We start from the raw sequence: 26354 nt of genomic DNA, 5'->3' as shown, positions 1-26354 counted from the left end.
GCCGATCCGCGATACCCTCGAATCCCGCAAACACCGAGGTCCACTTCGGCGTCGGCCCGAAACGACAGTGGCCCACCCCGACGAATCGGGATGGGCCGCTGTGCTGTTCGCGCGTATTACGCGGTTTCGGTGATCGGCCGGTCGACCCAGCTCATCAGGCCGCGCAGCTTGGCGCCGGTGACCTCGATCGGGTGCTCGGCGTTGGCCTTGCGCAGCGCCTCGAGCTCCTTGTTGCCGCCCTCGACGTTGGCGACGAGGCGCTTGACGAAGGTACCGTCCTGGATGTCGCGCAGGATGTCCTGCATGCGCTTCTTGGTGTCGGCGTCGATGACCCGCGGACCCGACAGGTAGCCACCGAATTCGGCGGTGTCGGAGACCGAGTAGTTCATGCGGGCGATGCCGCCCTCGTACATCAGGTCGACGATGAGCTTGAGCTCGTGCAGCACCTCGAAGTACGCCATCTCCGGCGCGTAGCCCGCCTCGACCATGACCTCGAAACCGGTCTTGACCAGCTCTTCGGTACCACCGCAGAGCACGGCCTGCTCACCGAACAGGTCGGTCTCGGTCTCTTCCTTGAAGGTGGTCTTGATGACGCCGGCGCGGGTGCCGCCGATGCCCTTGGCGTAGGACAGCGCCAGCGCCTGGCCCTCACCCTTCGGGTCCTGCTCGACCGCGATGAGGGCCGGAACGCCCTTGCCGTCGACGAACTGGCGACGCACCAGGTGGCCCGGGCCCTTCGGCGCGACCATGCCGATGGTCACGTTGGCCGGCGGCTTGATCAGGCCGAAGTGGATGTTGAGGCCGTGGCCGAAGAACAGCGCGTCGCCGTCCTTCAGGTTGGGCTCGATGTCGTTGGTGAAGATCGACGCCTGGGCGGTGTCGGGGGCCAGCACCATGATCACGTCGGCCCACGCGGAAACCTCCGCCGGGGTGCCGACGGTCAGGCCCGCCTCTTCGGCCTTCGGCCGCGACTTCGAACCCTCAGCGAGGCCGACGCGGACCTCGACGCCGGAGTCGCGCAGGCTCAGCGAGTGCGCGTGGCCCTGGCTGCCGTAGCCGATGACAGCGACCTTGCGGCCCTGGATGATCGACAGGTCGGCGTCGTCGTCGTAGAACATCTCGACTGCCACTGTAGGTTCCCTTCTTGTTCTTCTTGTCGAAAGTTGTTTAGTTTCAAGCGGTTCAGCAGGCCAGCCCGCTTTTGGGCTGGCCCGAAGAACACAGCGCGGCCACCGCGGCGAGCGTCAGCGAGTCGCTGTGATCGACTTGGGTCCGCGGCCGACGGCCACCACACCGGACTGCACGATCTCCCGGATGCCATACGGCTCGAGCATCCGCAGCAGCGCGTCGAGCTTGGACCGGGTTCCGGTCGCCTCGACGGTGAGCGCATCCGGCGAGACGTCGATCACCTTCGCCCGGAAGAGCGTAACCGCCTCGATGACCTGGGTCCGCACGCTGGCGTCCGCACGCACCTTCACCAGGATCAGTTCGCGGGCGACCGAGGTGTCGGCGTCCTGCTCCACGATCTTGATGACGTTGACCAGCTTGTTGAGCTGCTTGGTGACCTGCTCGAGCGGCAGATCCTCGACCGTGACGACGATGGTCATGCGCGAGATCTCCGGGATCTCGGTGCCGCCGACCGCCAGCGATTCGATATTGAAGCCGCGGCGGGAGAACAGCGCCGCGACCCGTGCCAGCACGCCCGGCTTATCCTCCACCAGCACGCTGAGGGTGTGAGTCGTACTCACTGTTCGGTCCCCTTGCTCTTGTCGTGCGACATCGCCTCGTGGATGACGGCGGGCTCGGCGGCCTGCTCGTCCTCGTCGAAGAGTGGGCGGATGCCGCGCGCGGCCATGATCTCGTCGTTGCTGGTGCCCGCGGCGACCATCGGCCACACCTGGGCGTCCTTGCCGACGATGAAGTCGATCACCACGGGACGGTCGTTGATGGACTGCGCCTCGCGGATCGCGGCCTCCACGTCTTCCTCGCGCTCGACCCGGATGCCGTGGCAGCCGAGGGCTTCGGCGAGTTTGACGAAATCGGGGATGCGCAGGGTGTGCGTGCCCAGATCGGTGTTGGAGTAGCGCTCCTCGTAGAACAGGGTCTGCCACTGGCGGACCATGCCGAGGTTGCCGTTGTTGATCAGCGCGACCTTGATCGGCACGCCCTCGACGGCGCAGGTGGCCAACTCCTGGTTGGTCATCTGGAAGCAGCCGTCACCGTCGACCGCCCAGACCTCTTTGTCCGGCGCGCCCATCTTGGCGCCCATGGCGGCCGGGACGGCGTAGCCCATGGTGCCGAGACCACCGGAATTCAGCCAGGTGCGCGGCTTTTCGTACTTGATGAACTGCGCGGCCCACATCTGGTGCTGACCGACGCCCGCACAGTAGATGGCGTCGGGTCCGGCCAGGCGGCCCAGCGCATCGATGACGAATTCCGGCGACAGCGAGCCGTCACTCGGCGTCGTCCAGCCGAGCGGGTAACTCTTGCGGATGCCGTCGAGGTACTGCCACCAATCGGTGAAGTCCAGCTTCGGCGCGCCGGAGGGGTCGGCCTTCAGCGTTTCGATCAGTTCGACGATCACCTCGCGGCAGTCGCCGACGATCGGGACGTCGGCGTGCCGGTTCTTACCGATCTCGGCCGGGTCGATATCGGCGTGGATGATTTTCGCGTCGGGCGCGAAGGAGTCCAGCTGACCGGTGACGCGGTCGTCGAAACGCGCGCCGAGGGTGATCAGCAGATCGGACTTCTGCAGGGCGGCCACGGCGCCGACGGTGCCGTGCATGCCCGGCATGCCCATGTTGAGCTGGTGACTGTCCGGGAAAGCACCACGTGCCATCAGGGTGGTGACCACCGGGATGCCGGTCAGTTCGGCCAGCTCCAGCAGCTGGGGCGAGGCGTCGGCCTTGATCACGCCGCCGCCGACGTAGAGCACCGGCTGCTTGGACTCCAGGATCATCCGCGCGGCCTCGCGCACCTGCTTACCGTGCGGTTTGGTCACCGGACGGTAGCCGGGCAGCCGCATCTCCGGCGGCCAGCTGAAGGTGGTCTGCGCCTGCAGCACGTCCTTCGGAATGTCGACCAGCACCGCGCCCGGACGACCGGACGAGGCCAGGTAGAAGGCCTCCGCGATCATGCGCGGGATGTCGATGCCATCGGTGATGAGGAAGTTGTGCTTGGTGATCGGCATGGTGATGCCGGAGATATCGGCTTCCTGGAATGCGTCGGTGCCGATCAGGCCGCGCCCGACCTGGCCGGTGATGGCGACGATCGGAACCGAGTCCATCTGCGCGTCGGCGATCGGGGTGACCAGGTTGGTCGCGCCCGGACCGGAGGTGGCCATGCAGACGCCGACCTTGCCGGTGGCCTGCGCATAACCGGTGGCCGCGTGGCCCGCGCCCTGCTCGTGCCGGACGAGGACGTGACGGACCTTGGTGGAATCGAAGAGCGGGTCGTAGACCGGGAGAATCGCGCCGCCGGGAATGCCGAATACCGTGTCGACGCCGAGCTCCTCGAGGGAGCGGACGACGGACTGCGCGCCGGTGACCCGCTCGGGCGGGACCTGGCGGCGGTTCGCCGCGTTGGTCGGACCGCCAGCGGGCGCGGCCTGCTGATTCGCCGAAGGCGCCGGCCTGCGGGCCGAGGGCCCGGGCCGTGCGGTTGGTGCACTCACCGTCTTCGTTCCTAACTGTTCGTACTAGACCCCGGACAACTGTGCTTGCACGTGGTGCCTTGCGAAGCGGCCACATGCCAGGACTTTTGTCCCGAACACAAAAAAGCCCCCGACAGCGCATGGCTGTTCGAGGGTGGCGCGTCGCAACGCGAGCTGACGTATTCGACTCAGGTAGTCAGGCTCAACGCTGGACGCGCCGGCCGATTACGAGCAACTCGTTTCGATTCACGCGCATGACGGTATGTGTGCGCGAGTCGATCAGTCAAACAGGTCTCATTATGTGAGACCGAGCGGGTGCTCGAGTCCGTTCACCATGATGCGAGGATGGTGGTGTGTCATCACCGCATCAGTCCGTGCCACCGGCTAAATCGTCCCACACGCCCGCGGCGGGATCGGAGACGGGTAGTTCGCCGGAACCCACCGAGCCGACGCAGACGGCGCAGGTCATCCGCATTACGCAGATGGCCCACCTCGGTGTGCTCGTACTGCTGTTCTGTGTCTTCTTCGCCTTCGTCGGCTGGCCGATCGGACTGTGGTGGCTGCTACTGCTCCCGGTCGCGGCGGTGCTGTGGATCGAACGCACGCGCACCACAGTGTCCGAGGACGGGCTGGATCTGCGCACGGTTTTCGGTTCGCGGCACCTCGACTGGACACAGGTCGCGGGGGTCGGCATTCCGAAGCGCGGGTTCGTGCGTGCCCATCTCACCGATGACACCGAGGTGAAGCTGCCCGCGGTCAGCTATGACCGGTTGCGTGATCTGATCCGCGCGTCGAACGGCCGGATTCCGGATCTGTTCGCGGCGGAGGCAGCGGCACGGGAGGCGGAGTACGAGGCGCGCAAGAGCGAGGACGAGGCGAAGTCGACCAAGGCCGGGATCGAAGCAGCCGAAGCCGAAGCCAAGGCGGAAGCGACCAAGACCGAGGCCAACGCGGAAGCGGCCGAAGCCGAGGTGGAAGAGGCCAGCACCGACGTCGAAGCACCTGCCACCGAAATCGCGGCGCGCGACTCCGACACCGACGCGCGCGACTCCGACGCGTAACGATCGACGTGCGCGACTCCGACGACTGGCGGTTCACCAGCGGCGGGGATAGGACCGCCGCCGGGTAGGCTCGCTGCCGGATGCGCGATCCGGTGACCGCGTCGGACGAACAATCCCCGCCCGCACGCACCGGACCAGTGGATACCGACGGTGCCGGAACCGACACGGCCGATGACACCGTCCGCGCCGACGACCACCCTCGCGGCGACACCATCCCGAACCACACACCGATGGCGATCAGTGCCGTCGACCGCCCCGAAATCCCCGCCGCGCGCAGGAGTAACGTGGTCGGTCGCTGAATTCGCTCACTGAGCGAACTCCGCGCAGTCGCACATCAGCCCCCGCGACCTCCCGAGGATTTACATGCCACCGCTTCGTTCACGGACAACCACCATCGGCCGCAATGCCGCGGGCGCGCGCGCACTCTGGCGCGCCACCGGTATGACCGACACCGACTTCGGTAAGCCGATCGTCGCCATCGCGAACTCCTACACGCAGTTCGTGCCGGGCCACGTGCATCTGAAGAACGTCGGTGAGATCGTCGCGGACGCGGTGCGCGCCGCGGGCGGTGTACCGCGGGAGTTCCACACCATCGCGGTCGACGACGGCATCGCGATGGGCCACGGCGGCATGCTCTACTCGCTGCCCTCGCGTGAAATCATCGCCGATTCGGTCGAATACATGGCGAACGCGCACACCGCCGACGCGCTGGTGTGCATCTCCAACTGCGACAAGATCACGCCCGGCATGCTCAATGCCGCTATGCGCCTGAACATCCCGGCCGTCTTCGTTTCCGGCGGGCCGATGGAGGCCGGTAAGGCCGTGGTCGTCGGCGGTGTCGCACAGGCGCCGACCGATCTGATCACCGCGATCGCGGCCAGCGCCAATATGAATGTCAGCGAGGAAGGCCTGTCCGAGGTCGAGCGCAGCGCGTGTCCGACCTGCGGCTCCTGCTCGGGCATGTTCACCGCGAATTCGATGAACTGCCTCACCGAGGCGCTCGGACTCGCCTTGCCCGGCAACGGATCCACGCTGGCCACCCATGCCGCCCGGCACGCGCTTTTCGAGCGGGCGGGCACCGTAATCGTCGATATCGCGAATCGCTGGTACCGCGAGGACGACGCGTCGGTGCTGCCGCGGAATGTGGCCAATGCCAAGGCCTTCCGCAATGCGATGGCGCTGGACGTGGCGATGGGCGGTTCCACCAATACGGTGCTGCACACCCTGGCCGCCGCGCAGGAGGGTGAGATCGACTTCGATCTGTCGACCATCGAGGAGACCAGCCGCCGGGTGCCGACGCTGTCCAAGGTCTCCCCCAACTCGGACTACCACATGGAGGATGTGCACCGGGCCGGTGGCATTCCGGCCATCCTCGGCGAGCTGCGCCGGGCCGGACTGCTGGAGACCGACGTCACCACGGTGCACACCAAGAGCTTCGACGAATGGCTCGACACCTGGGATATCCGCTCCGGCAAGGCATCCGAGGAAGCCATCGAACTGTTCCATGCCGCACCGGGCGGGGTACGCACGACCGAGCCGTTCTCCACGAGCAACCGGTGGTCGTCGCTGGACACCGATGCCGCTGGCGGTTGCATCCGTGATCTCGAGCACGCCTATACCAAGGAGGGTGGCCTGGTCGTGCTGCGCGGGAATATCGCGCCCGACGGCGCGGTGCTCAAGACCGCCGGTATCGATGAGGAGCTGTTCACCTTCCAGGGTCCGGCCGTGGTGGTGGAGTCGCAGGAGGAGGCCGTTTCGGCGATCCTCGGCAAGAAGATCAAGCCGGGCGATGTGATCGTGGTCCGCTACGAGGGTCCCGCGGGCGGCCCCGGTATGCAGGAAATGCTGCACCCCACCGCATTCCTGAAGGGCGCCGGTCTCGGCAAGGAGTGCGCACTGATCACCGATGGTCGCTTCTCCGGCGGCACCTCCGGTCTGTCGATCGGCCACATGTCGCCCGAGGCCGCCAGTGGCGGCGCCATCGGCCTGATCGAGAACGGCGACCAGATCCGCATCGACGTCACCACCCGCACCCTCGAGGTGCTCGTCGACGATGCCGTGCTGGCCGAACGCCGCGCGAAAATGGAAGCGTCCGAACGGCCTTGGCAGCCGGTCGATCGGGTGCGTCCGGTGACCACCGCCCTGCGCGCCTACGCCGCACTCGCGACGTCCGCCGACAAGGGTGCCGTGCGGCGCGTGCCGTAATTACCCGACGGCGTCCCTCGTGCTTGCATGAGGGACGCCGTTTGCATTCCATCCCAACGCGATTGCGTCCGACCACTGCTGGCTCGACGCTCCGCCGCAGGAGACATGCACTTGCGTCGACCTCGAATCGGCGCGGCGGTGCCGTTGCGAGTGACACGGCTTACGTTCCGACAACATCGCCGTCGAACAGCGGCCCGACTACGGGCACAGTCGGCGATCGCGGACGCAGGTGCCCGGCACACGCACTACGCGCCAGCAGATGACGTCGGTCGGTATCAGCGCTGGGACGCGGCATCCCTTGTGCCCCACCGGGCATCGCCCAGAAGCGAAAGGGCGCCCCCCGAAGACGAAGGGCGCCAGTGGAATTGGGCAGGTTACTCGAACGGGCCGATCCCGGTCAGCGGGTTGCCGCCGTGGAGCCAGTACCACGTGCCGATGGCGGCGGCCACGGCCAGGATGAGGACCACGAAGGAACCGTAGGCGGGGCGGGTGGCCCAGCCGCGGTTGCGGTCGAAGGACAGGCGGCCGGGTCCGGTCAGCAGCAGGACGACGGCGGTGCCCACGAGGATGGATTCCAGTTCCACACCGCTCTTGACCGAGGACTTGTACTGGAGGCCGGGGATCATGCCCTGCTTCCACAGCCACGCGTCGATGATCACCGCGAGCACCGCACCCGCGGCGAGCGGAGTGGCCAGGCCGAGGACAAGCAGTCCGCCGCCACCGACTTCACCGGCGATGACCAGGATGGTCGACAGGGTCGCGTGGTCCCAGCCGCCCGACGCCATCATGTCGCGGGTGTTGTCCAGCCCCTGGCCGTGGAACCAGGTGGTGAGCTTCTGCAGGCCGTGGTAGATGAAGGTGCCGCCGACGACGAGGCGCAGCACGAACAGGCCGAGGTCGAGAGTGCCGCGGCGGGCGTCGCCGTTGCGGCGGCGCAGCGGGCGGCTCGGCTCACCACCGGACGGGCTCACGGCGGGCGGAATGCTGGCATAGGAATAGGACGCGGCTTCGTTCGCCCTGGTCTGTTCACCGACCGAGGGGATCTCCGGATCGAGGCCGAGTTCCTCCTCGGTGCGCGGCACATCCTTGGCCGAATCGGGGCTGAGCGATGGGATATCGGAGGGCAATCTGGGCAGCACGCCCGTGGGTGAATCGTAGGGACTGGTCACGCCACGACCGGTGGACGACACCGCCGACTGCTCATCCGTGGGCGACGCCGCCCCCTCGGTTTTGCGCGCGGATGTGTCTTTGGGCTCTTCGGTCACGGTCGATACCCTATGCGGCCTTGCGCCCGCGTGGGCGGTCTCGATGCGACGGCGTGTCCGTTTATCGACCCGGAGCGGCACATCGGCCGCGGTTTCCGTAACGTCTGAACCATGAGTTTGGTTGTCGCGGGGCGTATCGCCCTGAGCCTGGCGCTCGGCTCCGTCCTGCTGGTCGGCTGCGCCCGATTCGACGATTCCGCCTCCAGCCCGTTCACACCCGAACCGACCTTCAACCCCGCCGAACCCAAATCGCCGCAGCAGAGCCCCTCGCAGCGCCCGCGCCCGACCGGCCCGTGCATCGATCCGGATCCGAATGTGATCACAACCTGCCTGGATTCCACCGCGGGCATCATCTCGCTCGGCGAGGATGCGCTGGTCACCGAGCGGCGCACCGGACGCATCTACAAGACCGTCGCGGTGGATCCGAGTGATCCGCAGTCGCCGCCGATCCTGGTGGGCCAGGTGGACGTGGACGGCTCCGGTGACGGCGGCATCTCCGATATCGCCCTCTCGCCGACTTATCGCGAGGACGGACTCATCTACGCCTACATCACCACCGGATCCGATAACCGGGTGGTGCGCATCGCGGAGAACGGGCCGCCGAAGACCATCCTCACCGGAATTCCGAAGGGGTCGGTCGGCAATCACGGTGCGCTGGAATTCATTTCGCCGACCGAACTGTTGGTGCTGACCGGCGATGCGGGCAATCCCGGTCTGGCAAGCGCGCCGTCGTCGCTGGCGGGCAAGGTGTTGCGGATCAATTCGCCGTCACCGGGAGCCAATGCGGAGGTCGTGGCGTCGGGCCTCGGCACGGCGGGCGATCTGTGCGACGACGGTAAGGACAGCGTCTGGATCACCGATCGCACCCCGACCGAAGATCGGCTGCAGCGCCTGGGCCGGGACGGATCGATCACCACCGCGTGGACTTGGCCGGATCGGCCCGGCGTCGGCGGCTGCGCGGCCGGACCCGATGTGGTGGCGATCGCGATGTCGGGAGCGAAGGCGATGGCGATCGCGAATCCGGATGCGAATACCCACGCGATCACCGCCACGCCGACGTTCACCGTGCAGGACAAATACGGCAGGCTCGGCGGTGCGGCAGCCGGTGCGGACGGCACCATCTGGGCGACCACCGTCAACAATGACGATAATCACGGACCGTTCGACGATCGGGTGATCAAGATCCCGCCGCCGTCGCAGGGCACCGGGCCGGACTAACCGCGCCGACAGCAAAGTGGGCGGGTTCCCTGGGGACCCGCCCACTGCGGCTCGTCGGGAAACCGCCGGTGCGGACCGAACTCAGGCGCAGGCCTCGAGCACGAGCTCACGCACGCGAGCCGCATCGGCTTGGCCGCGCGTCGCCTTCATGACGTCACCGACGATCTTGCCCGCGGCCTGTACCTTGCCCGAGCGGATCTTCTCGGCGATATCGGGATTGGCCTCGAGCGCCTTCTGCACCTCCGCCTGCAACGCGGTCTCGTCGCTGACCATGCCGAGGCCCTTGGTCTCGACGATCTTGGCCGGATCACCCTCGCCCGCGAGCACGAAGTCGACGACCTGCTTGGCGACCTTGTTGTTCACCGTCTTCGATTCGACGAGCTTGATCACCTCGGCCACCTGGGCGGGCGTGATCGGCAGTTCCTCCAGGGAAACCTCGCGCTCCTTGGCCTTTTCGGTGAGGTAGGCGACCCACCACGAGCGGGCCTCGTTGACCGGAGCGCCCGCATCGACGGTCGCGATGATGAGATCCAGCGCACCCGCGTTCACCAGGTCGCGCATGACCTCGGCGGACAGGCCCCAGTCGGACTGGATACGAGCGCGGCGCAGCCACGGGTACTCCGGGATGGTGGTGCGCAGCTGCTCTACCCAATCCTCCGCGGGCGCAACGGGTTCCAGGTCCGGCTCGGGGAAGTAGCGGTAGTCCTCGGCGGTCTCCTTGCGGCGACCTGGCGAGGTGGTGCCGTCGCTCTCGTGGAAGTGCCTGGTCTCCTGCACGATCGAACCGCCGTCGGCGAGAATGGCGGCCTGGCGGCGCATTTCGAAGCGAACCGCGACCTCGACGCTCTTGAGCGAGTTGACGTTCTTGGTCTCGGTGCGGGTGCCGAATTCCGTCGCGCCGATGGACATCAGCGAAACGTTGGCATCGCAACGCAGCGAGCCCTGCTCCATTTTGACGTCGGAGACCCGCAGCGACTCGAGGACCTCACGCAACGCGGTCACGTAGGCGCGCGCCACTTCCGGTGCCCGCTCCCCCGCGCCGGTGATCGGCTTGGTAACGATCTCGATGAGCGGCACACCCGCCCGGTTGTAGTCCAGCAGCGAGTGACTCGCGCCGTGGATGCGGCCGGTCGAGCCACCGATGTGGGTGGACTTGCCGGTGTCCTCCTCCATATGCGCGCGCTCGATCTCTACACGGAAAGTACTGCCGTCGTCGAGAACCACATCGAGGTGACCGTTGGTGGCGATCGGCTCGTCGTACTGGCTGATCTGGTAGTTCTTCGGCTGGTCCGGGTAGAAGTAGTTCTTGCGCGCGAACCGGCCCCACGGGGTGATTCCGCAATTCAGCGCCAGCCCGATCCGGATCGCCGACGCCACGGCCTGCTCGTTCACCACCGGCAGCGAGCCGGGCAGACCGAGGCACACCGGGCACACCTGGGTGTTCGGCTCCGCGCCGAACTCGGTCGGACAACCGCAGAACATCTTGGTCGCGGTGTTCAGCTCGACGTGAACCTCCATGCCGAGCACCGGCTCGAACCGGTCGATGACATCGGCATAGTCCATCAAGTCGACGGTGGGTGCACTCATAGTGATCAGTCTATTGACCCGCCCACCGCCCTCGCCAAGCGACCGCACCCGTCGACCGCCGTGTCTCGTCGGGAGCATCGGCTGGGCTGTCGCATCGCCGGAGCCGACCTCGCCAGCTGTGCGACACGGGACCAGCTGTGCGCACGAGACGAGCGGGACGACACGGGACCAGCGGGGCGGTTCGGCTAACGGGGTTGGGTGTGCTGGGTGAGCCAGGTGGTGGTGTAGGTGAGGACGTCAGGGGCGATGGTGGTTTCGATGCCGGTGTATTCGCTGGGCAAGCCGGAGTTGGCCGGTTGCATGAGGTGGTTGAGGTCGGGGAAGACGTGCACGGTGACGTCCGGGTCGGCGGCCAGGCGGTCGCGCATCGGTTGTTCGTTCTGGGTGGCGAGGACCTGCATGTCCTTGGTGCCGAAGAAGGCCAGGACCGGGATCCGCAGGGCGGAGAGGGCGGGGGCCGGGTCGTAGGTGATGAAGGACGCCATGTACGTGGTGTTGTAGGCGTCGAGGGTTTCCGCGGAGGCGCGCTGGTTCGGCGGGAGGGATTCGTTGTGGCGGTAGGCGAGGTCCTTTGCCGCGGCCAGGTCACCGGCGCGGATCAGGTTGGTCCAGTCGGTGATGTAGGCGACCTGATCATCGATTCGGGACTGCGTTGCACCCGCCGCGCTGGGCAGTGCGCGGTTCTGCTCGATCAGCACCTCCCAGCCCGGTACCGAGGGGCCCGCCATCAGGATCGCGAAGGCAACGCCGCTGTCCGGGCGCGATGCCACCAGGGGTGCGAGATAGCCGCCCTCGCTGTGGCCGAACAGTCCGACGCGTGCCGGGTCGATATCCGGGCGGGCGCGTAGGAAGCGCACGCCGGCGGCCGCATCCGCGGCGAGATCGTGGTAAGTGGCGTCGTCGAGTTTGCCGCTGGTACCGCCGACGCCACGATCATCGGTACGCAGTACGGCATAACCCGCGCGGGTGTAGGTGTCGGCCAGCAGCAGAAAAGGCTTGTGGCCCATGAGTTCTTCGTTGCGGTCCTGGGGGCCGCTGCCGGAGATCATCAGGATTGCCGGGAAGGGGCCGTTGCCCTCGGGCAGGGTCAGTGTGCCCGCGATGGTGATATCGCCGTTGCGGTAAGTGACGTCCTCGGAGCGGTAGGGGTACGGCGGTTTCGGCTCCTGTGGATGCGCGGACGTCCCGATCTTGCCGCGCTCGAGCGTCAACGGCAGGCTCTGGCCCGCTTGCCGGAACTCACCACTGATCCGGTTGGCATCCTTGTCCGATTTGCCGTCGAACACCGGATCACCCGGAGTGTCCGGAATCGTGAACGCCACTCGATCCGGTTCGGCGGAAACATCTTTCAGCGCCGCGCCGTTCACACCTTGCGACGGGATGTCGATGGTGGCGCTGCCGTTATCGGCGAAACTCACCCCCACCGCCAACGGCGCGCCGGGCACCTCGATGGACCCATGCCAATCCCCGGTCAACGACCGGGTCCGGCCCTTATCCGATGACGAACACCCCGCCACCAACGCAACGATCAGGACCAGAACCGAGACGAGCCATCGCCCAGTGCGCATGTCACAACATTACCGATCCGCGTGGACAATCCGGACGAACTCCGGGGCGCGCGGCCTCGCGGTCACGCCCGCCACACCGGCGCACGACCGCTCAGCGAACCGGCATCGTTGCGCGGCAACAACCTCCGCCCGCGCCTCGAACCGGCGTGACAATCGCTGCCATTCGCCCGAGCAACCGCCGCCCCGATCGCTCCCGCCAGCGGAACTCCGGGACGTAGGTTCAGGCCCCGCGGGCGTATCGAACTGCGGCGGCGATCGCGTCCATGTCGAGTTCGAGGGTGGGGTCGTCTTCTTGTGCCTCTTGGAATTCCAGCATGGCGTCCGACATGCCGCCGCGGCGCGCGATGGCGAGCAGTTCACGGCGCACGTATGCGCCGAGCGGGAGTTCGGCGGCGCGGGCGCGGCGACCGAACATGCCGAGGGCGTCGGCGGGCAGATCGTAGACCTGGATGAGGGTTACCGCATCGGAGTCGAATTGCGGGGTCAGATCGCGGCCCTGGGCTTCCAGGAATTCCACGATCGTGTCCACGGAAGTTCGCCGACGCGCCATTGCGATCAGTTCCTGACGGACCTGAGCTTCGATCGATATGCCCGCGATGCGAGCACGGCGGCGGAATACGGCGACAGCATCGGTGGGCAGGTCGGATACCTGGAGTTGAGCCACGACGACCAGAGTAGCTGTGCGACAAGGAATTCGGCAGGTCTCGATTGTGCAACAACCGCCGGAATCAGCCGAAAAATGCCTCGGCTTCGCGGTAGCGCTCGGCGGGCACCCGCTTGAGCTGCTTGGTGGCCTCGGACAATGGGACCAGATCGATGGAAGTGCCGTGCAGAGCAACCATTTGGCCGAATTGTCCGGCATGTACGGCTTCGGCGGCATGCAGACCGAACCGGGTCGCCAGCACCCGGTCGTACGGGGTCGGGCTGCCGCCGCGCTGGACGTGACCGAGCACGGTGGTGCGGACCTCTTTGCCGATGCGGCGTTCGATCTCGGTCCCCAGTTGCTGCGCGACACCGGTGAACCGTTCGTGGCCGAATTCGTCGATGCCACCCTCGAGCAGAGCGAATCCGGAATCCGGGGCCGGATGCGCACCCTCGGCGACCACGCAGATGAAGTGCTTATCGCCGCGCTGGAAGCGGCGCTTGATCATCGAGCACACCTCGTCCACGTCGAAGGGCACCTCGGGAACCAGCGTGAGGTGCGCACCCGCCGCCACGCCCGAGTTGATCGCGATCCAACCCGCGTGGCGGCCCATCACCTCGACCAGCATGACGCGCTGATGCGATTCCGCGGTGGTGTGCAGCCGGTCGATGGCCTCGGAGGCGATGGACAGCGCGGTGTCGTGGCCGAAAGTGACATCGGTGCAGTCGATGTCGTTGTCGATGGTCTTCGGCACCCCGACCACCGGGACACCCTCGTCGGACAGCCAACTCGCGGCGGTGAGCGTGCCCTCGCCGCCGATCGGGATCAGTGCCTCGATCCCGTTGTCGTCGAGGGTGCGTTTGATCTGGTCCAGTCCCGCACGCAGTTTGTCGGGATTGGTGCGAGCGGTGCCGAGCATCGTGCCGCCCTTGGTGAGCAGGCGGTCGGTGCGATCGTCGTTCTGAATGGTGATCTTTCGGTCTTCGAGTAGCCCGCGCCAGCCGTCCTGGAAGCCGATGATCGCGTCTCCGTAGCGTCCGTTCGCGGTGCGAACGACGGCACGGATGACCGCGTTCAGTCCTGGACAGTCGCCGCCTCCGGTCAACACTCCGATGCGCATGGCGCATATCTTGCACCGCTTCGCGCGATCGCGCGGTCGCACCCCCGTGAACACCGGGTAACGGCTACGACTCAATACACATAGACGATGGCGTTCTCGCCGCCGCTACAGGTTGCGAACTGATCACCTGCCGTGCAATTCATCGTGTAATCCCGATTGTTGATCGGGCTGTGCGCCATGACCGACCGATCGGTAATAGTGCTGTCACCACCATTCGCGTACGCCTTACGCACCTCCTCGGCGAAGGCGCAACTGGTGACGGTGGTGCCGATCGCGGACGAGGTGAAACGGCCGAGCGCCGGATACAGCTGGGCGCACGGTTTCGCACCGGCGGGCAGGTGCGCGGGCATGGTCGTGGTCGTCGGCCGACCGGAATGTTCGCTTGCGTTGTGCACCTGCCAGCCGACAATCCCCCCGATCGCCAGGACTACAAGCACCGCGCCGATCCAGACGATGCGCATCGATCGACGCGCAGGAATGGGTGTCGGATCCGGTGGATATGGTGCGTCGGATCGGGGCATCGGCATTCCGACGGTTCTCGACAGCGCCTCGGTGGTCGCGTCATGCGGCGGAATATCGCGGCGTATCGGATCCGATGAGTGCCGGGGCACGAGAGTCGGCTCGAGTCCGGTGATCTGCTGCGGCCCGCTGGTGGAGTGTGGCCCGATTTGCGATTGAGATCTGTTCGATTGTTGCGAACCGCTCCCTTGTGGCTGGCCGCCCGACTGCAGCCCACTCTCCGATGCCGGACTGCTCGTCTGCGAACCGCCCACCAATTGCGAACCGCCCGGCGACTGCGGTCCGCTCGTCGATTGCGAACCCCCGGCCCACTGCGATCCACCCGCACGCAGCGAACCACCTACCGATCGCGGCCCACCCGACCGGGAACCACTCGCCCGCGGCGAACCGCCCGACTGCTGCGAACCGCCCGCTTGATGCAGCCCGCCTGCCGACCGCGGACCAGCTGGCTGTTGCGCCCCGCCTGCCTGCGGCGCACCGCCCGCCCGGGGCGGGCCACCTGCCTGCTGCGGTCCACCAGACTGCTGCGATCCACCAGACTGCTGCGGACCCAGCTGCGAACCGCCTGGCTGCTGCACACCACCAGCTGACTGCGACCCGACCGACTGCCGCGGACCACCTCCCGGCAGCGATCCACCCGACTGCTGCGGGCCGCCTGCTGATTGCGACCCGGCTGACTGCTGTGGCCAGTTCGGCGACTGCCGATCGATCGTCGATTCCGGTCCGAAGGTCGGGAAGATGATGGTCGCTGGGGCGGGTTGTGGGTTGGCGATCTGGGCGGTGGGCAAGTCCGAGTTCGGGACGGACGATGTGCCCGATACCGCAGCTCTGGCTGCCGAGGCGAGTGCGCGGGCCGTTGGGTAGCGGTCGGCGGGTTCCTTGGCCATGCCGCGGGAGATGACCTCGTCCAGCGCGCCGGGCAGTCCGGCTCGTTTGGTGGTCGGACGGGGTGGTGGCGTCGAAAGGTGGGCTCGGATGAGCGAACTCATTCCGTCGGCAGGAAAAGGTTGTGTACCGGTGAGGCATTCGAACAGCACGCAGGCGAGGGAATAGACGTCGGCGGTGCCGCCGATCGGGGCGGTGTCGAATCGTTCCGGTGCGATGTAGCTGTAGGAGCCGATGGCTTGGCCGGTCGCGGTGACGCTGGGGTCGCGCTCGGAGCGGGCGATGCCGAAGTCGGCGAGGTACGCGAAATCCGAAGGGGTGACCAGGATATTGGCGGGCTTCACATCACGATGCACCAAACCCTCGGCATGCGCGGCATCCAATGCGGCCGCCACCTGTTCGATGATGCCGACCGCACGGGTGGGGCTCAGCGGTCCTTTGTCGCGCAGCACCGAGCGCAGATCGCTGCCCCGGACCAGCCGCATATCGATATAGAGCACACCGTCGATCTCGCCCCAGTCGTGAATCGGGATGACGTGCGGTTCGGCCAGCCGCGCGGCGACCCGGGATTCGTGCCGGAATCGCTGCTGGAACCGCGGATCGTCGGCCAGCGCCATGGGCAGCAGTTTGACCGCGACCACCCGATCCTTGACCGTGTCGTACGCCTCGTAGACCTCCCCCATCCCGCCGCGGCCCAGCAGTGCACGCAATTCGTAGGGTCCGAATCGCGTACCGGCCCGCGACTGCGTTTCATCCACCCCGTTACCTCCACCTCGCCGAACCGCGCCACGGTCGTGGTCCTGCGATCTCACCCGTTAGTCGGGATTCTCGGGTGCCACCGTTACCCGGTCAAGTGTGCGCGCCCACGGGGCCGCCGCGCGAACCCGCGGGCGCCGACTCGATCGGGATCAGGAACAGCTGCCGCCGGAGAATTCGTCGAGGTGCTGGGAGATCACGGTGGCGAGCCGGTCCAGGATGTTCGTTCCCTCGGAGAGGCTGCCCGAATCGGGTTGGATGGCAATGGCGATCGCGATCTGACCGCCCGGTCCCTGGATCAGGCCGAATTGGCGGACCAGATAGGAGCCGGAGGTGTCGGGCCCCCAACCACCTTTGAATTGCGCGCCCTTGAGTTCGCCGAGGCCCCAGCGCTGACTCGACGTGATCTGTTCCATCAGATCGATCACGTCCGAGCTCTGCGATAGGCATGGCAGCCGGGAGGCGAACCGAACCTGTTCGGTGAGCGCCCAATCCGCCTGTCCGAATGCGGAGGCATCGGAGCGCGTCTTGGTGGCGGGCACCGTGGTCTTGGTATCGCCGCCCTCGCGCAGCACTGCCTCGACCGCCTTGGCCGCCTCCTGGCCGGTGCCGAGCGACTGCCAGAGCGTATCGGCCGCGGCGTTGTCGGACTGGGTGATCGCCGCCGTCGCCGCGTAGCTCGAACTCGTCGAACTCTTGCGCTGCGAAGCGATGACCAGCGGTACCTTCATCGTCGACCAGGCGGGTCCGGTGGTCCAGTCGCCGAAGGTCACCATCTTCTCGCCGCCGACCGGCATGATCGCCATGCCCAGCTTGCCGTGCACACTCAACTGCAGTTCCTGGAAACCGGCGGCCAGTGTGCCCGGCACAGTGACGGATAGGTGCTGCTGATCGGTGTGCGCCGCGGCCGCGGTGATACTGGGCTCCGCAGAGTACTTGTCGGCGTCCGTGCCGCATCCGGCCACCATGAGGAGTCCGGCCAGCGCGGTAACGCCGACCGCTTTTCGCAGGCGCCGGGATAGCTCAAAATACATACTTCGACACATTCTCGTTTCGAACTCCCCCGCGTTTCGATGTCAACACGGCGTCCCGACACCGTACTTGGCATCGACACCGACCGCCCACCGCAACCGCGCCCACGCCGCCGAACCCCGAACAGCGACAACGGCTTACAGCGTGGTCAACCGGCATGTACACCGTAATGCGTCCGCTTTGCGCCACTGGTAGTCCATGACCGCGCGCTGCCACCCTCATCCGCGAACTCCTTGTGTTCATCGCCTCGCAACGTACTCGACAAATCCGACACCGCCCACTTTTCCTGGTACCAGGGGTACTGCGCGCCTTGAAGGGACGGGCGTGTCACCCTGGCGCAGGGGCTCGAATGCGGCGCAGGATAGTTCGATGGAGCTGACTTCGGTACACATCGATAAGCCGGACGATCTCAACGTCATCATCGGGCAGGCCCACTTCATCAAGGCGGTCGAGGACCTGCACGAGGCACTGGTCGGGATCAGTCCGCATCTGCGGTTCGGATTGGCATTCTGTGAGGCGTCCGGGCCGCGGCTGATCCGGACCTCCGGCAATGACGACGATCTGACCGAGCTCGCCACCAAGAATGCCGTCGCGGTCGGCGCAGGACATTCGTTCATCGTGTTCCTGCGCGAGGGCTATCCGGTCAATGTGCTCAATGCGGTACGGCAGGTCCCCGAGGTCTGTGGAATATTCTGCGCCACCGCAAATCCGGTCGAGATATTGATTGCCGAGACCGAATCGGGACGCGGAATTATCGGAGTCGTCGACGGGGGCGCACCGCTCGGCATCGAAAGCCCCGCCGACAAAGAAGCCCGCAAAAAACTACTGCGCCAAATCGGATACAAGCTGTAATACCCGCCGCCTCGATAGAGGCTGCCCGCCCTCGCCTGCGGCAAGCTTGGTCCTGGGATCTGGACACTCGATCACCATGTATCGGTGGCGGCAAATCTCGCCGAGAGCGCCCCGCCACCAATACATTCTCGGCTAATTGTCAGTCGGGGGACCGAGGACGCAGTGGGTGCGGGTGTAGATGGTGGGCATGCATTCGTTGCCGTGGAACCACGAGCATCGGATTGAGCAGGGAGCTGCCCGCGGTGAGTTCCAACGCATCCAGTGCGCCGTCCGATTCCAGCCAGGCGGCCACCTGAAATGACTCCGGGAGTGAAAGACCGTCGCGCACACCGTCTTCCATATTCAACTTCGCGGTGACAGCCAAGTGGTCGCCGACGGCTTCGCGCACCGCTACCGCGACCTCGCGGCCAAGCCGGGCGCGGTCGGCCGGGGATCCGCCGTAGCGATCCTTGCGCCGGTTCAGTAGGGGGCTCAGGAACGAACTCACCAAGTAGTTGTGGCCGAAGTGGATTTCGACCGCATCGAAACCCGACTGCCCGGCGAGCCGGGCGGCATTCGCGTAATCGACTATGACCGAGGCGATTTCGGACAGGTCCGGAACGTGCATGGGGCGCATACCGAGACATCGTCGTACCGCTCGGTCAACAAGAGTCGCTCGGCCGCCAGCAATCGCCGCTCGCGTGTGGCCGCCGCAGCTGCCTGTTCCACAATGATTGCAGTCAACCCCGTTCCCAGCATCGGTTCAATCATTGATTGAACCGATGATTGCCGACTACGGGAGGCCTAGCATGGGAGCTACCTCTAGAGCTCCACGCGAGGAGAAGTGACCAGCTCAGGACGGGAGCATGATGAGCCAGCGCGTCACCTACCGGAGAATCTATGAAACGCCGATTCCGTCGGATGGCACCCGCGTGCTCGTCGATCGGGTCTGGCCGCGCGGGATCCGCAAGGAAGACGCGCACCTGGACGAGTGGATGCGTGACATCGCACCGTCGACCGAACTGCGCAAGTGGTACGGGCACCAGCCCGAGCGCTTCGCCGAATTCCGTCGCCGCTATCTGGCCGAGCTGCGCGATACTCAGCACCGCGACGCCGTCGCGCAACTACGCGACATCGCCCGCGAACATCCGGTGACGTTGTTGACCGCCACCCGCGACGTAGACCACAGCCAGGCCGCCGTCCTGGCGAACTGGATTGCGGCAGAGGCGAATTCGCCGGACTGACGCGTCTGGACCTAGCCGGCGTTACGGGCGGTGCCGCGGTGAGCGGGCATGCTGGTGGGATCCTCCGGCCACGCGTGCTTGGGGTAGCGACCGCGCAGGTCGCTGCGGACCTGCGGCCAGCCGGTGCGCCAGAACGAGGCCAGATCCGCGGTGATCGCGACGGGGCGTTGGGCGGGTGAGAGCAGATGCAGCACGATCGGCACTCGCCCGTCGGCCAGCGACGGTGTCCGCGTCCAGCCGAAGACCTCCTGCACCTTGACCGCGAGCACCGGCGGGTCGGTCGAGTAGTCGAGACGGACGCGACTGCCGGATGGCACCGGCAGGCGCTCCGGCGCGAGTTCGTCCATGCGCGCGGCATCGGGCCACGGCAGCAGGCGACGCAGTGCCTGTCCCGCGTCGATGCGTTCGAGGTCGGCGCGGCGTCGCGCCGTCGCGAGTTCGGGGCCGAGCCAGGCGTCGGCATCGGCCAGCAGTGATTCGTCGTCGACCGGCGGCCAGGGGGCGCCGAGTGTGCGGTGCAGGAAGTCGAGGCGCTGGCGGTGGACTACTGCATCGGAATCCCAGTGCAGCAGAGTGAGTCCGGTCGAATTCAGGCCGCGTCGCACTGCCGTGCTGAGCAATTGGCGATCGGGATCACGAATCTGCCGCTCCGACAACATGATCGCGCCCAATCGTTCGACCCGCCGGGCAACCACATCACCGTCTACCCAGTCCACCTCGTCCGCAATCTGCAGCAGACTCGATGCCGCACGCCGGGCGAGCTTTTCGTCGGCGACCGCGGCCGACCGGATCCGCCCGTCGGAACGCCCCGGATCGCGTGTCGCGACCGCGACGGCCAGCCATTCCGCATCACCCAATCCGGAACCCGGCGGCAGGGTCACCGCCGTGCCACCCGCCATCAGATAGCTCGACGAGCCAGGACCACGTCGCCGTGCCAGTCGTTCCGGATGTGCCAGTGCGACAACGAAAGCCGGATCGTCGTCGCCATCCGTCGCGTCGACCAACCGCGACAGACGCTCGACCTCCCGCCGCCAGCGCGGCGGACGCTCACGCCGCAACGCGCGCAGACCGGCCACGAGATCGACACCGGGCACGAGGGTGTCGTCGTCGAGTACCGCGACAACTTCCGCCGCCGCCCGGGTGCCGACCTCGGCGGCACCGTCGAGCAGCGATCGCGCCAATCGGGGATGCAGTCCGACTCGTGCCATGTGTCGGCCACGCTCAGTGACCTCGCCCGCTCCGGTCACAGCTCCCAACGCGCGCAACACATCTCGGCCAGCGGCCAATCCGCCCTGCGGCGGTGCATCCCACCACGCCAGGCCATGACCATCGGGGGTGCCCCAACACGCGAGCTCCAATGCGAGACGCGTCAGATCCGCCGTGCGAATCTCCGGCTCCGGATAGGCAGGCAGGGTGCCGTTCTCGTACTCCGGCCAGCAGCGCCATACCTTTCCCGGAGCCTCGCGTCCCGCGCGCCCAGCCCGTTGTTCGGCGACAGCAGCCGAAACGCGAACTGTCGCAAGGCCGGACAACCCGCGTCCCCGATCGATGCGCGGTACTCGAGCCAAACCCGAATCCACGGCGCGTACCCCCGGCACCGTCAAACTCGATTCGGCCACAGCGGTGGACAACACGACGCGCCGCCGCGAGCCCGGCCGCAACGCAATATCCTGCCCGGCAGCGGAAAGCCTGCCGTGCAACGGAACCAGATCCACGTCTACATCCGCCAAAAGATCCATGGTCCGGCGGATTTCGGCTGCTCCGGGCAGGAAGACCAGCACGTCCCCGTCGCCCCCGCCGAGCGCCGCCCGCGTGGCGCGGGCCACCTGCGCTTCGCGCCGTTCCCTCGGCAACGACGGAACATACGTCGTCTCCACTGGATAGGCCCGCCCCTGCACTTCCACCACTGGCGCACTACCCAGTAGCGCCGAAAGACGTTCGGCCGCAACCGTTGCCGACGTAGCGAGCACCCGCAGATCCGGCCGCAACCCGGCCCGCGCATCCAGCAGCAACGCCAACAGCAGGTCCGCGTCGAGATGCCGCTCATGACATTCGTCGAGGACGACGACATCCGCGCCCGCCAACTCGGGATCGCCCTGCAACCGCCGCACCAGCAACCCGGAGGTGACGACCTCGATCCGGGTCCGGGCACTGACCCGCCGATCTCCCCGGACCGAATACCCGACCGTCTCCCCCACCGACTCACCCCAAAGCGCGGCCATCCGCCCCGCCGCCGCTCGCGCCGCCAAACGGCGAGGCTCGGCCACCACCACTCGCCCGAGATTCGCCAACGCCAGCGGCACCAATGTCGTCTTCCCAGTTCCCGGCGGCGCGACCAATACGGAGGTACCACCCTCGGTCAATGTCGCGACAACGCGATCGAGCGCGTCACGCACGGGCAGATCAGGAAGCTCGGGCAGTTTCATTGCCAACCAGTCTGCAGCCCGGCACGAAGGGACCTGAACCTCGCCCCGTGGGCGGTGCCGCGCAGCCATCGGTGCACGACGAACCCGATCGGGAACCGGGAATTCTCGACGCGAGCACCTGCGCTGACGAACACGCGCCGACCAAGCACGCGCCTGCAACGTGTTGTGCTGGGATTACGGCGCCCTCAGCATCCAGACGCCCAGCCGGATCCCTTACCGATGCCCACACCCACCGCTCCAACGGCGCATTTTGGTCCGATTCCGACGAAATACCTTGTGCGGCAACACTACCAGCGCTCACATAGGGGTTCGCTACGATAGAGATGTGCGGATCGGAGTAGGGCTCTCCACCGCGCCGGGAGCGTGGCAGGCAGGAGCGGAAGCCGCAGCGCACGCCCGCGATCAGATCGCGGGCGAGACGCCGTCGCTCGCTGTGCTGCTGGCTTCACGTGCGCATACCGACGATGCCTCGGCGGTCCTCGCCGGAGTCCACGAGACGGTCCAGGTGCCCGCACTCGTCGGATGTGTGGCGCAGGCGATCGTCGCCGGCCGCCGTGAGATCGAGGACGAGCCAGCGGTGGCGGTATGGCTGGCATCCGGATTGCCCGCCGCCGAGACATTCCAGCTCGACTTCGTCCGCACGGCGACCGGAGGGGTACTCGCGGGCTACCGCTTCGACAAGGCCGCACGCGACTTCCACCTGCTGCTGCCCGACCCGTTCTCGTTCCCCGCCGACATTCTGCTCGAGCACCTGAACGCCGAGCTGCCCGGTACCACCGTGATGGGCGGGCTGGTGAGCGGCGCGCGGGGGCCGGGCGGCTGCCGACTGTTCCGCGACCGCGATGTGGTGACCTCCGGCGCGGTCGGCGTGCGGCTGCACGGACTGCACGGTGTCCCCATCGTGTCGCAGGGCTGCCGACCGATCGGCTATCCGTACATCGTCACCGGCGCGCGTGGCGCGCTGATCACCGAGTTGGGCGGCCGACCGCCGATCGTGCGGTTGCGCGAGATCGTCGAGGTGCTGCCACCCGACCAGCAGGAACTGGTGACACACGGGTTGCAGATCGGCATCGTGGTCGACGAGCATCTGGCAGTACCCGGGCAGGGCGATTTCCTGATCCGTGGTCTCCTCGGTGCCGACCCGTCGAGCGGCGCGCTCGAGATCGGCGAGCTCGTCGAGGTCGGCACGACCGTGCAGTTCCAGGTCCGCGACGCGGTCGGGGCGGACGAAGATCTGCGTGCGGCCCTCGTCCGAGTGGGTTCGGACCTGCCAGGACACCCGGCGGGTGCGCTGCTGTTCACCTGCAACGGACGGGGGCGCCGGATGTTCGGGGTCGCGAACCATGACGCCGCCCTGATCGAGGACCTGCTCGACGGCATACCGCTCGCGGGCATCTTCGCCGCGGGCGAGATCGGTCCCATCGCCGGCCGCAATGCGTTGCACGGATTCACGGCATCGATGGCGGTATTCGTCGAATGAGCGTCGACCTGCGGGTCTACGCCGAGCTGAACGATTTCCTACGGCCCGACGAGCGGTACACGGTGCTGCGTCGACCGTTCCGTCCGCACCAGAGCGTAAAGGACGTCATCGAGGCGGCCGGCATCCCGCACACCGAGGTCGACCTGGTTCTGGTCAACGGGCAACCGGTCACCTTCGGCCAGCGCCCCCGCGAAGGCGATCGGATCACCGCCTATCCCGTATTCGAGACACTGGACATCGGCCGGGTTACCAGGGTGCGCCCACACCCACTGCGCGAGCCGCGCTTCGTCGCCGACGTGAATCTCGGCGGCCTCGCCAAGCTGATGCGGCTGATGGGCCTGGACGTGCACTGTCGGTGGGACGCCGACGACGCCGCACTCGCCGAGCTGTCGGCGGCCGAGCACCGGACCCTGCTCACCCGCGACCGTGGACTGCTGAAGCGGCGCAACGTAACTCACGGCGTGTACGTCAGATCGGACCAACCGGTCGATCAGACCGTCGAGGTGATCCGCCGGTTGGATCTCGTCGAGCACTTGGCGCCGTTCACCCGCTGCCTGCGCTGCGGTGGCGCCGTTGTCGCGGTCGCCAAAGCCGAGGTCGAAGATCGGCTGCAACCGCTCACCCGCCGCCATTACGACACGTTCCGGAAGTGCCGCACCTGCGGGCGGATCTACTGGCAGGGCTCGCACCAGGTCCGGCTCAGCGCCACGGTGCAGGCGATCCGCAGCCGCCTGCACCAATCCTATCTGTGTCAATAGACCGAAATCAGCTCCGAGGCAACCTGTTTCAGTTCGGAATGGCCGATCTGCTCGTCCGGCAGCTCGCGCACTGGAACCGGCCGAATGCTACTGGGTCTTCAAACCAACGAATTGACAAAGACGACCGGACTCGGCTTCCGGAGAGTGTTGCGGTGGCTGGTTGCGGTTGGCATTATTGGCCACCGTATGCCGTTGGTTTCCGATTCCGCGTATCACAGCCTCGAGGGCTTGTCCGTTGGTGATGCGCTGGGCGCTCAGTACTTCGTACCAGGCCACTCCGTCACCGATCTGCTCGCCGGACGAACACCGGCGGCGCCGTGGCAGTGGACCGACGACACCGAGATGGCCTGCTCGGTATACACGCAAGTCCGCGGCCGGGGCTGTGTCGACCGGGACGCGCTCGCAGCCACCTTCGCCGATCGCTGCGAACCCTATCGTGGCTACGGTGGCGGCACAGTCGTTGTGCTGCACGAGATCCGCGACGGACGCCCCTGGAAAGAAGCAGCCGCAGCCGCTTTCGGCGGACGCGGATCATGGGGAAACGGGGCCGCGATGCGGGTCGCCCCACTCGGGGCGTACTTCGCCGGAGACCTGCCCCGAGCAGCAGCACAAGCCGCGCTGTCCGCCGAGGTCACCCATCGGCACCCGGAAGCGATCGTGGGTGCGATGGCGGTCGCCGCCGCGGCGAGCCACGCTGCGGCAACTCACGGAAAAGGCTGCACACCAACTGAATTACTGCACGTCGTAGAGCCGTATCTGGTTGACGGGCGGACCGCGGACGGTATCCGGCGAGCTCGAAAGCTGCTCGGCCGATCGGTAGCCGAAGCAGCCTACGAACTCGGCAACGGCGCACAGGTCAGCGCCCAGGACACGGTGCCGTTCACGCTGTGGGCCGCCGCCACGTTTCTCGATGACTATCCGGCCGCTGTCACCGCCTGCATCCAAGCCGGAGGGGACGTGGACACCACAGCCGCGATCGTCGGTGGAATCGTGGCAGCACACACAGGGATCGGAAATCGAGGCTCGATACGCGGAATACCGCAACAGTGGTTGTCGGCGCGTGAGCCGCTACCCGCATGGGCGACAGACTAACGCCGGTCGACAGCGACGTGAGCCGCCCGGAGATGCTGGCAAGCTCTGAAAGGCGCCATCGGACATGCTGCGAATTCGACCTGATGGTCCGATCTGCAGGCAGCTCGGCGAGCGCTACACCTACTGGGGCCGCGGCCCATTCACGCGATACGCGGCGGTTGCTGTCTGCACGAACGACCGGATCAAGGGGTTGGTGTCACCTTCGTTCCAGACGACCACCACGCGGCTCGGCGCCATATCGACCAGCGGGACTACGGCCAGTCCCTCGGGCATGGTGTGCCCGAGGGGGGTCATGCCGACGGTGCCGTTCCAGAGCACGGCCTGCACGCATTCCTGGACGACCCGCACCACCGGGCCCGCACGCGTCTTGCCTCCATTCCAATAGGTCTGCCAGATGGGGTCGGTGCCGTCGGGGAACTGGAACCAGCGGCGGTCGGTCAGGTCGGCCAGCTTCAGGTGATCGCGGTGGGCCAGCGGATCGTCGGCGCGCAGGACCGCGCCGACCGGGTCGGCGCGCAGGACACGTGCGGCCAAGGCGGTTTCGTCGAATGGTGCACGGGTCACCGCAACGTCGACCAGTCCGGCCTTCAGCCCGCAGGTGGGGTCGGTGAGATCGGTGTCGCGGATGCGGATGTCGACACCGGGGTGCTTTCGGCGGTAGGCGGCGGCCAGCCTGGTGACGCCGGGGTCGGTGCCGTCGCCCAGGATGCCGACGGTGAGGATCGAGGCTCCGGCCGCCGCGGACACCCGCGCGCTGACGCGGTCGGCCTGATCGAGCAGGGCGCGCGCCTCGTCGAGCAGCACCGCCCCGACTCGGGTGAGACCGACGCCGGTGGGTGATCGGTCGAACAGGGAGGCGCCGACTTCTGTCTCCAACTGCTGGATCGCGCGGCTCAGCGGCGGTTGGCTCATGTGCAGCCGGACGGCGGCACGACCGAAGTGGCGCTCCTCAGCGACGGCTACGAAGTAGCGCAGAGTACGTAGCTCCACGCTGGCACGATACCCGTTCGGT

The 26354-nt window shown here is 66.9% G+C and carries 21 protein-coding genes and 1 pseudogene; 9 read left to right on the top strand and 13 right to left on the bottom strand.

The annotated features are described in order from the left end of the window. Positions 1 to 116: 116 nt before the first annotated feature. The 3 genes from ilvC to ACQPZ2_RS11715 form a co-directional block, all read right to left on the bottom strand. Complete coding sequence (gene ilvC, locus ACQPZ2_RS11725; protein WP_174566238.1) at positions 117 to 1118, bottom strand: ketol-acid reductoisomerase; 1002 nt, start codon at positions 1116 to 1118, stop codon at positions 117 to 119. A 126-nt stretch (positions 1119 to 1244) separates the two neighbouring features. Then, positions 1245 to 1748, bottom strand: a complete 504-nt coding sequence (ilvN, locus tag ACQPZ2_RS11720; protein ID WP_040693551.1) for an acetolactate synthase small subunit — start codon at positions 1746 to 1748, stop codon at positions 1245 to 1247. Further along, the gene (locus tag ACQPZ2_RS11715) at positions 1745 to 3673 is read right to left on the bottom strand and encodes an acetolactate synthase large subunit (RefSeq protein WP_433525562.1); all 1929 of its coding nucleotides are present in this window, start codon (positions 3671 to 3673) and stop codon (positions 1745 to 1747) included. Before ACQPZ2_RS11715 ends, ilvN begins: the two co-directional genes overlap by 4 nt. A gap of 332 nt (positions 3674 to 4005) precedes the next feature. Between ACQPZ2_RS11715 and ACQPZ2_RS11710 the strand changes: the two genes are divergently transcribed. The 3 genes from ACQPZ2_RS11710 to ilvD all read left to right on the top strand — a co-directional run bounded on the left by ACQPZ2_RS11710 (position 4006) and on the right by ilvD (position 6918). Then, positions 4006 to 4713, top strand: coding sequence for a PH domain-containing protein (locus ACQPZ2_RS11710; protein ID WP_433525561.1), 708 nt, complete (start codon positions 4006 to 4008; stop codon positions 4711 to 4713). An 80-nt stretch (positions 4714 to 4793) separates the two neighbouring features. Then, entirely contained in the window at positions 4794 to 5012 is a 219-nt protein-coding gene (locus tag ACQPZ2_RS11705; protein ID WP_433525560.1) for a hypothetical protein, read from the top strand. 64 nt (positions 5013 to 5076) lie between these two features. After that, positions 5077 to 6918, top strand: coding sequence for a dihydroxy-acid dehydratase (gene ilvD, locus ACQPZ2_RS11700; protein ID WP_433525559.1), 1842 nt, complete (start codon positions 5077 to 5079; stop codon positions 6916 to 6918). A gap of 374 nt (positions 6919 to 7292) precedes the next feature. Here the strand turns inward: ilvD and ACQPZ2_RS11695 are convergent, their stop codons facing one another. Next, the gene (locus ACQPZ2_RS11695; RefSeq protein ID WP_433525558.1) at positions 7293 to 8183 is read right to left on the bottom strand and encodes a DoxX family protein; all 891 of its coding nucleotides are present in this window, start codon (positions 8181 to 8183) and stop codon (positions 7293 to 7295) included. A gap of 111 nt (positions 8184 to 8294) precedes the next feature. Here ACQPZ2_RS11695 and ACQPZ2_RS11690 point away from each other — a divergent pair, with 111 nt between their 5' ends. After that, complete coding sequence (locus ACQPZ2_RS11690) at positions 8295 to 9401, top strand: PQQ-dependent sugar dehydrogenase (RefSeq protein ID WP_433525557.1); 1107 nt, start codon at positions 8295 to 8297, stop codon at positions 9399 to 9401. 81 nt (positions 9402 to 9482) lie between these two features. Here ACQPZ2_RS11690 and gatB read toward each other — a convergent pair whose 3' ends face one another. The 6 genes from gatB to ACQPZ2_RS11660 all read right to left on the bottom strand — a co-directional run bounded on the left by gatB (position 9483) and on the right by ACQPZ2_RS11660 (position 17513). Further along, positions 9483 to 10988 carry an Asp-tRNA(Asn)/Glu-tRNA(Gln) amidotransferase subunit GatB gene (gene gatB / locus ACQPZ2_RS11685; protein WP_433525556.1) on the bottom strand — a complete coding sequence of 502 codons (1506 nt, stop codon included), beginning with the start codon at positions 10986 to 10988 and terminating at the stop codon, positions 9483 to 9485. A gap of 185 nt (positions 10989 to 11173) precedes the next feature. Next, positions 11174 to 12556 carry an alpha/beta hydrolase family protein gene (locus ACQPZ2_RS11680; RefSeq protein WP_433525555.1) on the bottom strand — a complete coding sequence of 461 codons (1383 nt, stop codon included), beginning with the start codon at positions 12554 to 12556 and terminating at the stop codon, positions 11174 to 11176. Positions 12557 to 12776: 220 nt separating this feature from the next. Then, a complete protein-coding gene (locus tag ACQPZ2_RS11675; protein ID WP_433525554.1) occupies positions 12777 to 13220 on the bottom strand; it encodes a hypothetical protein in 444 nt (147 codons plus the stop codon). A gap of 64 nt (positions 13221 to 13284) precedes the next feature. Further along, a complete protein-coding gene (locus ACQPZ2_RS11670; protein ID WP_433525553.1) occupies positions 13285 to 14319 on the bottom strand; it encodes an ATP-dependent 6-phosphofructokinase in 1035 nt (344 codons plus the stop codon). A 71-nt stretch (positions 14320 to 14390) separates the two neighbouring features. Beyond that, complete coding sequence (locus tag ACQPZ2_RS11665; protein ID WP_433525552.1) at positions 14391 to 16481, bottom strand: protein kinase domain-containing protein; 2091 nt, start codon at positions 16479 to 16481, stop codon at positions 14391 to 14393. A 150-nt stretch (positions 16482 to 16631) separates the two neighbouring features. Then, a complete protein-coding gene (locus tag ACQPZ2_RS11660) occupies positions 16632 to 17513 on the bottom strand; it encodes a serine hydrolase (RefSeq protein WP_433525551.1) in 882 nt (293 codons plus the stop codon). A gap of 367 nt (positions 17514 to 17880) precedes the next feature. Here ACQPZ2_RS11660 and ACQPZ2_RS11655 point away from each other — a divergent pair, with 367 nt between their 5' ends. Further along, complete coding sequence (locus ACQPZ2_RS11655) at positions 17881 to 18363, top strand: adenosine-specific kinase (protein ID WP_433525550.1); 483 nt, start codon at positions 17881 to 17883, stop codon at positions 18361 to 18363. 214 nt (positions 18364 to 18577) lie between these two features. Here ACQPZ2_RS11655 and ACQPZ2_RS11650 read toward each other — a convergent pair. Continuing rightward, positions 18578 to 18985, bottom strand: a pseudogene (locus ACQPZ2_RS11650) (NADH:flavin oxidoreductase); the annotation flags it as partial. 223 nt (positions 18986 to 19208) lie between these two features. Here ACQPZ2_RS11650 and ACQPZ2_RS11645 point away from each other — a divergent pair. After that, positions 19209 to 19586, top strand: coding sequence for a DUF488 domain-containing protein (locus ACQPZ2_RS11645; RefSeq protein ID WP_433525549.1), 378 nt, complete (start codon positions 19209 to 19211; stop codon positions 19584 to 19586). 11 nt (positions 19587 to 19597) lie between these two features. On the opposite strand, the gene hrpB is transcribed toward ACQPZ2_RS11645, so the two are convergent. After that, positions 19598 to 22012 (bottom strand): ATP-dependent helicase HrpB, encoded by a 2415-nt coding sequence (hrpB, locus tag ACQPZ2_RS11640; protein ID WP_433525548.1) that lies wholly within the window; start codon positions 22010 to 22012, stop codon positions 19598 to 19600. Positions 22013 to 22337: 325 nt separating this feature from the next. Here hrpB and ACQPZ2_RS11635 point away from each other — a divergent pair, with 325 nt between their 5' ends. The 3 genes from ACQPZ2_RS11635 (at position 22338) to ACQPZ2_RS11625 (ending at position 25342) form a co-directional block, all read left to right on the top strand. Continuing rightward, positions 22338 to 23492 (top strand): FIST signal transduction protein, encoded by a 1155-nt coding sequence (locus ACQPZ2_RS11635; protein ID WP_433525547.1) that lies wholly within the window; start codon positions 22338 to 22340, stop codon positions 23490 to 23492. Beyond that, positions 23489 to 24250, top strand: coding sequence for a Mut7-C RNAse domain-containing protein (locus ACQPZ2_RS11630; RefSeq protein ID WP_433525546.1), 762 nt, complete (start codon positions 23489 to 23491; stop codon positions 24248 to 24250). Before ACQPZ2_RS11635 ends, ACQPZ2_RS11630 begins: the two co-directional genes overlap by 4 nt. A 186-nt stretch (positions 24251 to 24436) precedes the next feature. Further along, complete coding sequence (locus ACQPZ2_RS11625; RefSeq protein WP_433525545.1) at positions 24437 to 25342, top strand: ADP-ribosylglycohydrolase family protein; 906 nt, start codon at positions 24437 to 24439, stop codon at positions 25340 to 25342. A 120-nt stretch (positions 25343 to 25462) separates the two neighbouring features. Here ACQPZ2_RS11625 and ACQPZ2_RS11620 read toward each other — a convergent pair whose 3' ends face one another. Beyond that, positions 25463 to 26332, bottom strand: coding sequence for a LysR substrate-binding domain-containing protein (locus tag ACQPZ2_RS11620; RefSeq protein WP_433525544.1), 870 nt, complete (start codon positions 26330 to 26332; stop codon positions 25463 to 25465). Positions 26333 to 26354: the final 22 nt, after the last annotated feature.

This window comes from Nocardia pseudovaccinii, from assembly GCF_050942345.1.
GTDB lineage: Bacteria > Actinomycetota > Actinomycetes > Mycobacteriales > Mycobacteriaceae > Nocardia > Nocardia pseudovaccinii.
The sequence above is the reverse complement of the archived record's forward strand: the minus strand, read 5'-3'. Positions and strand labels throughout refer to the sequence as shown.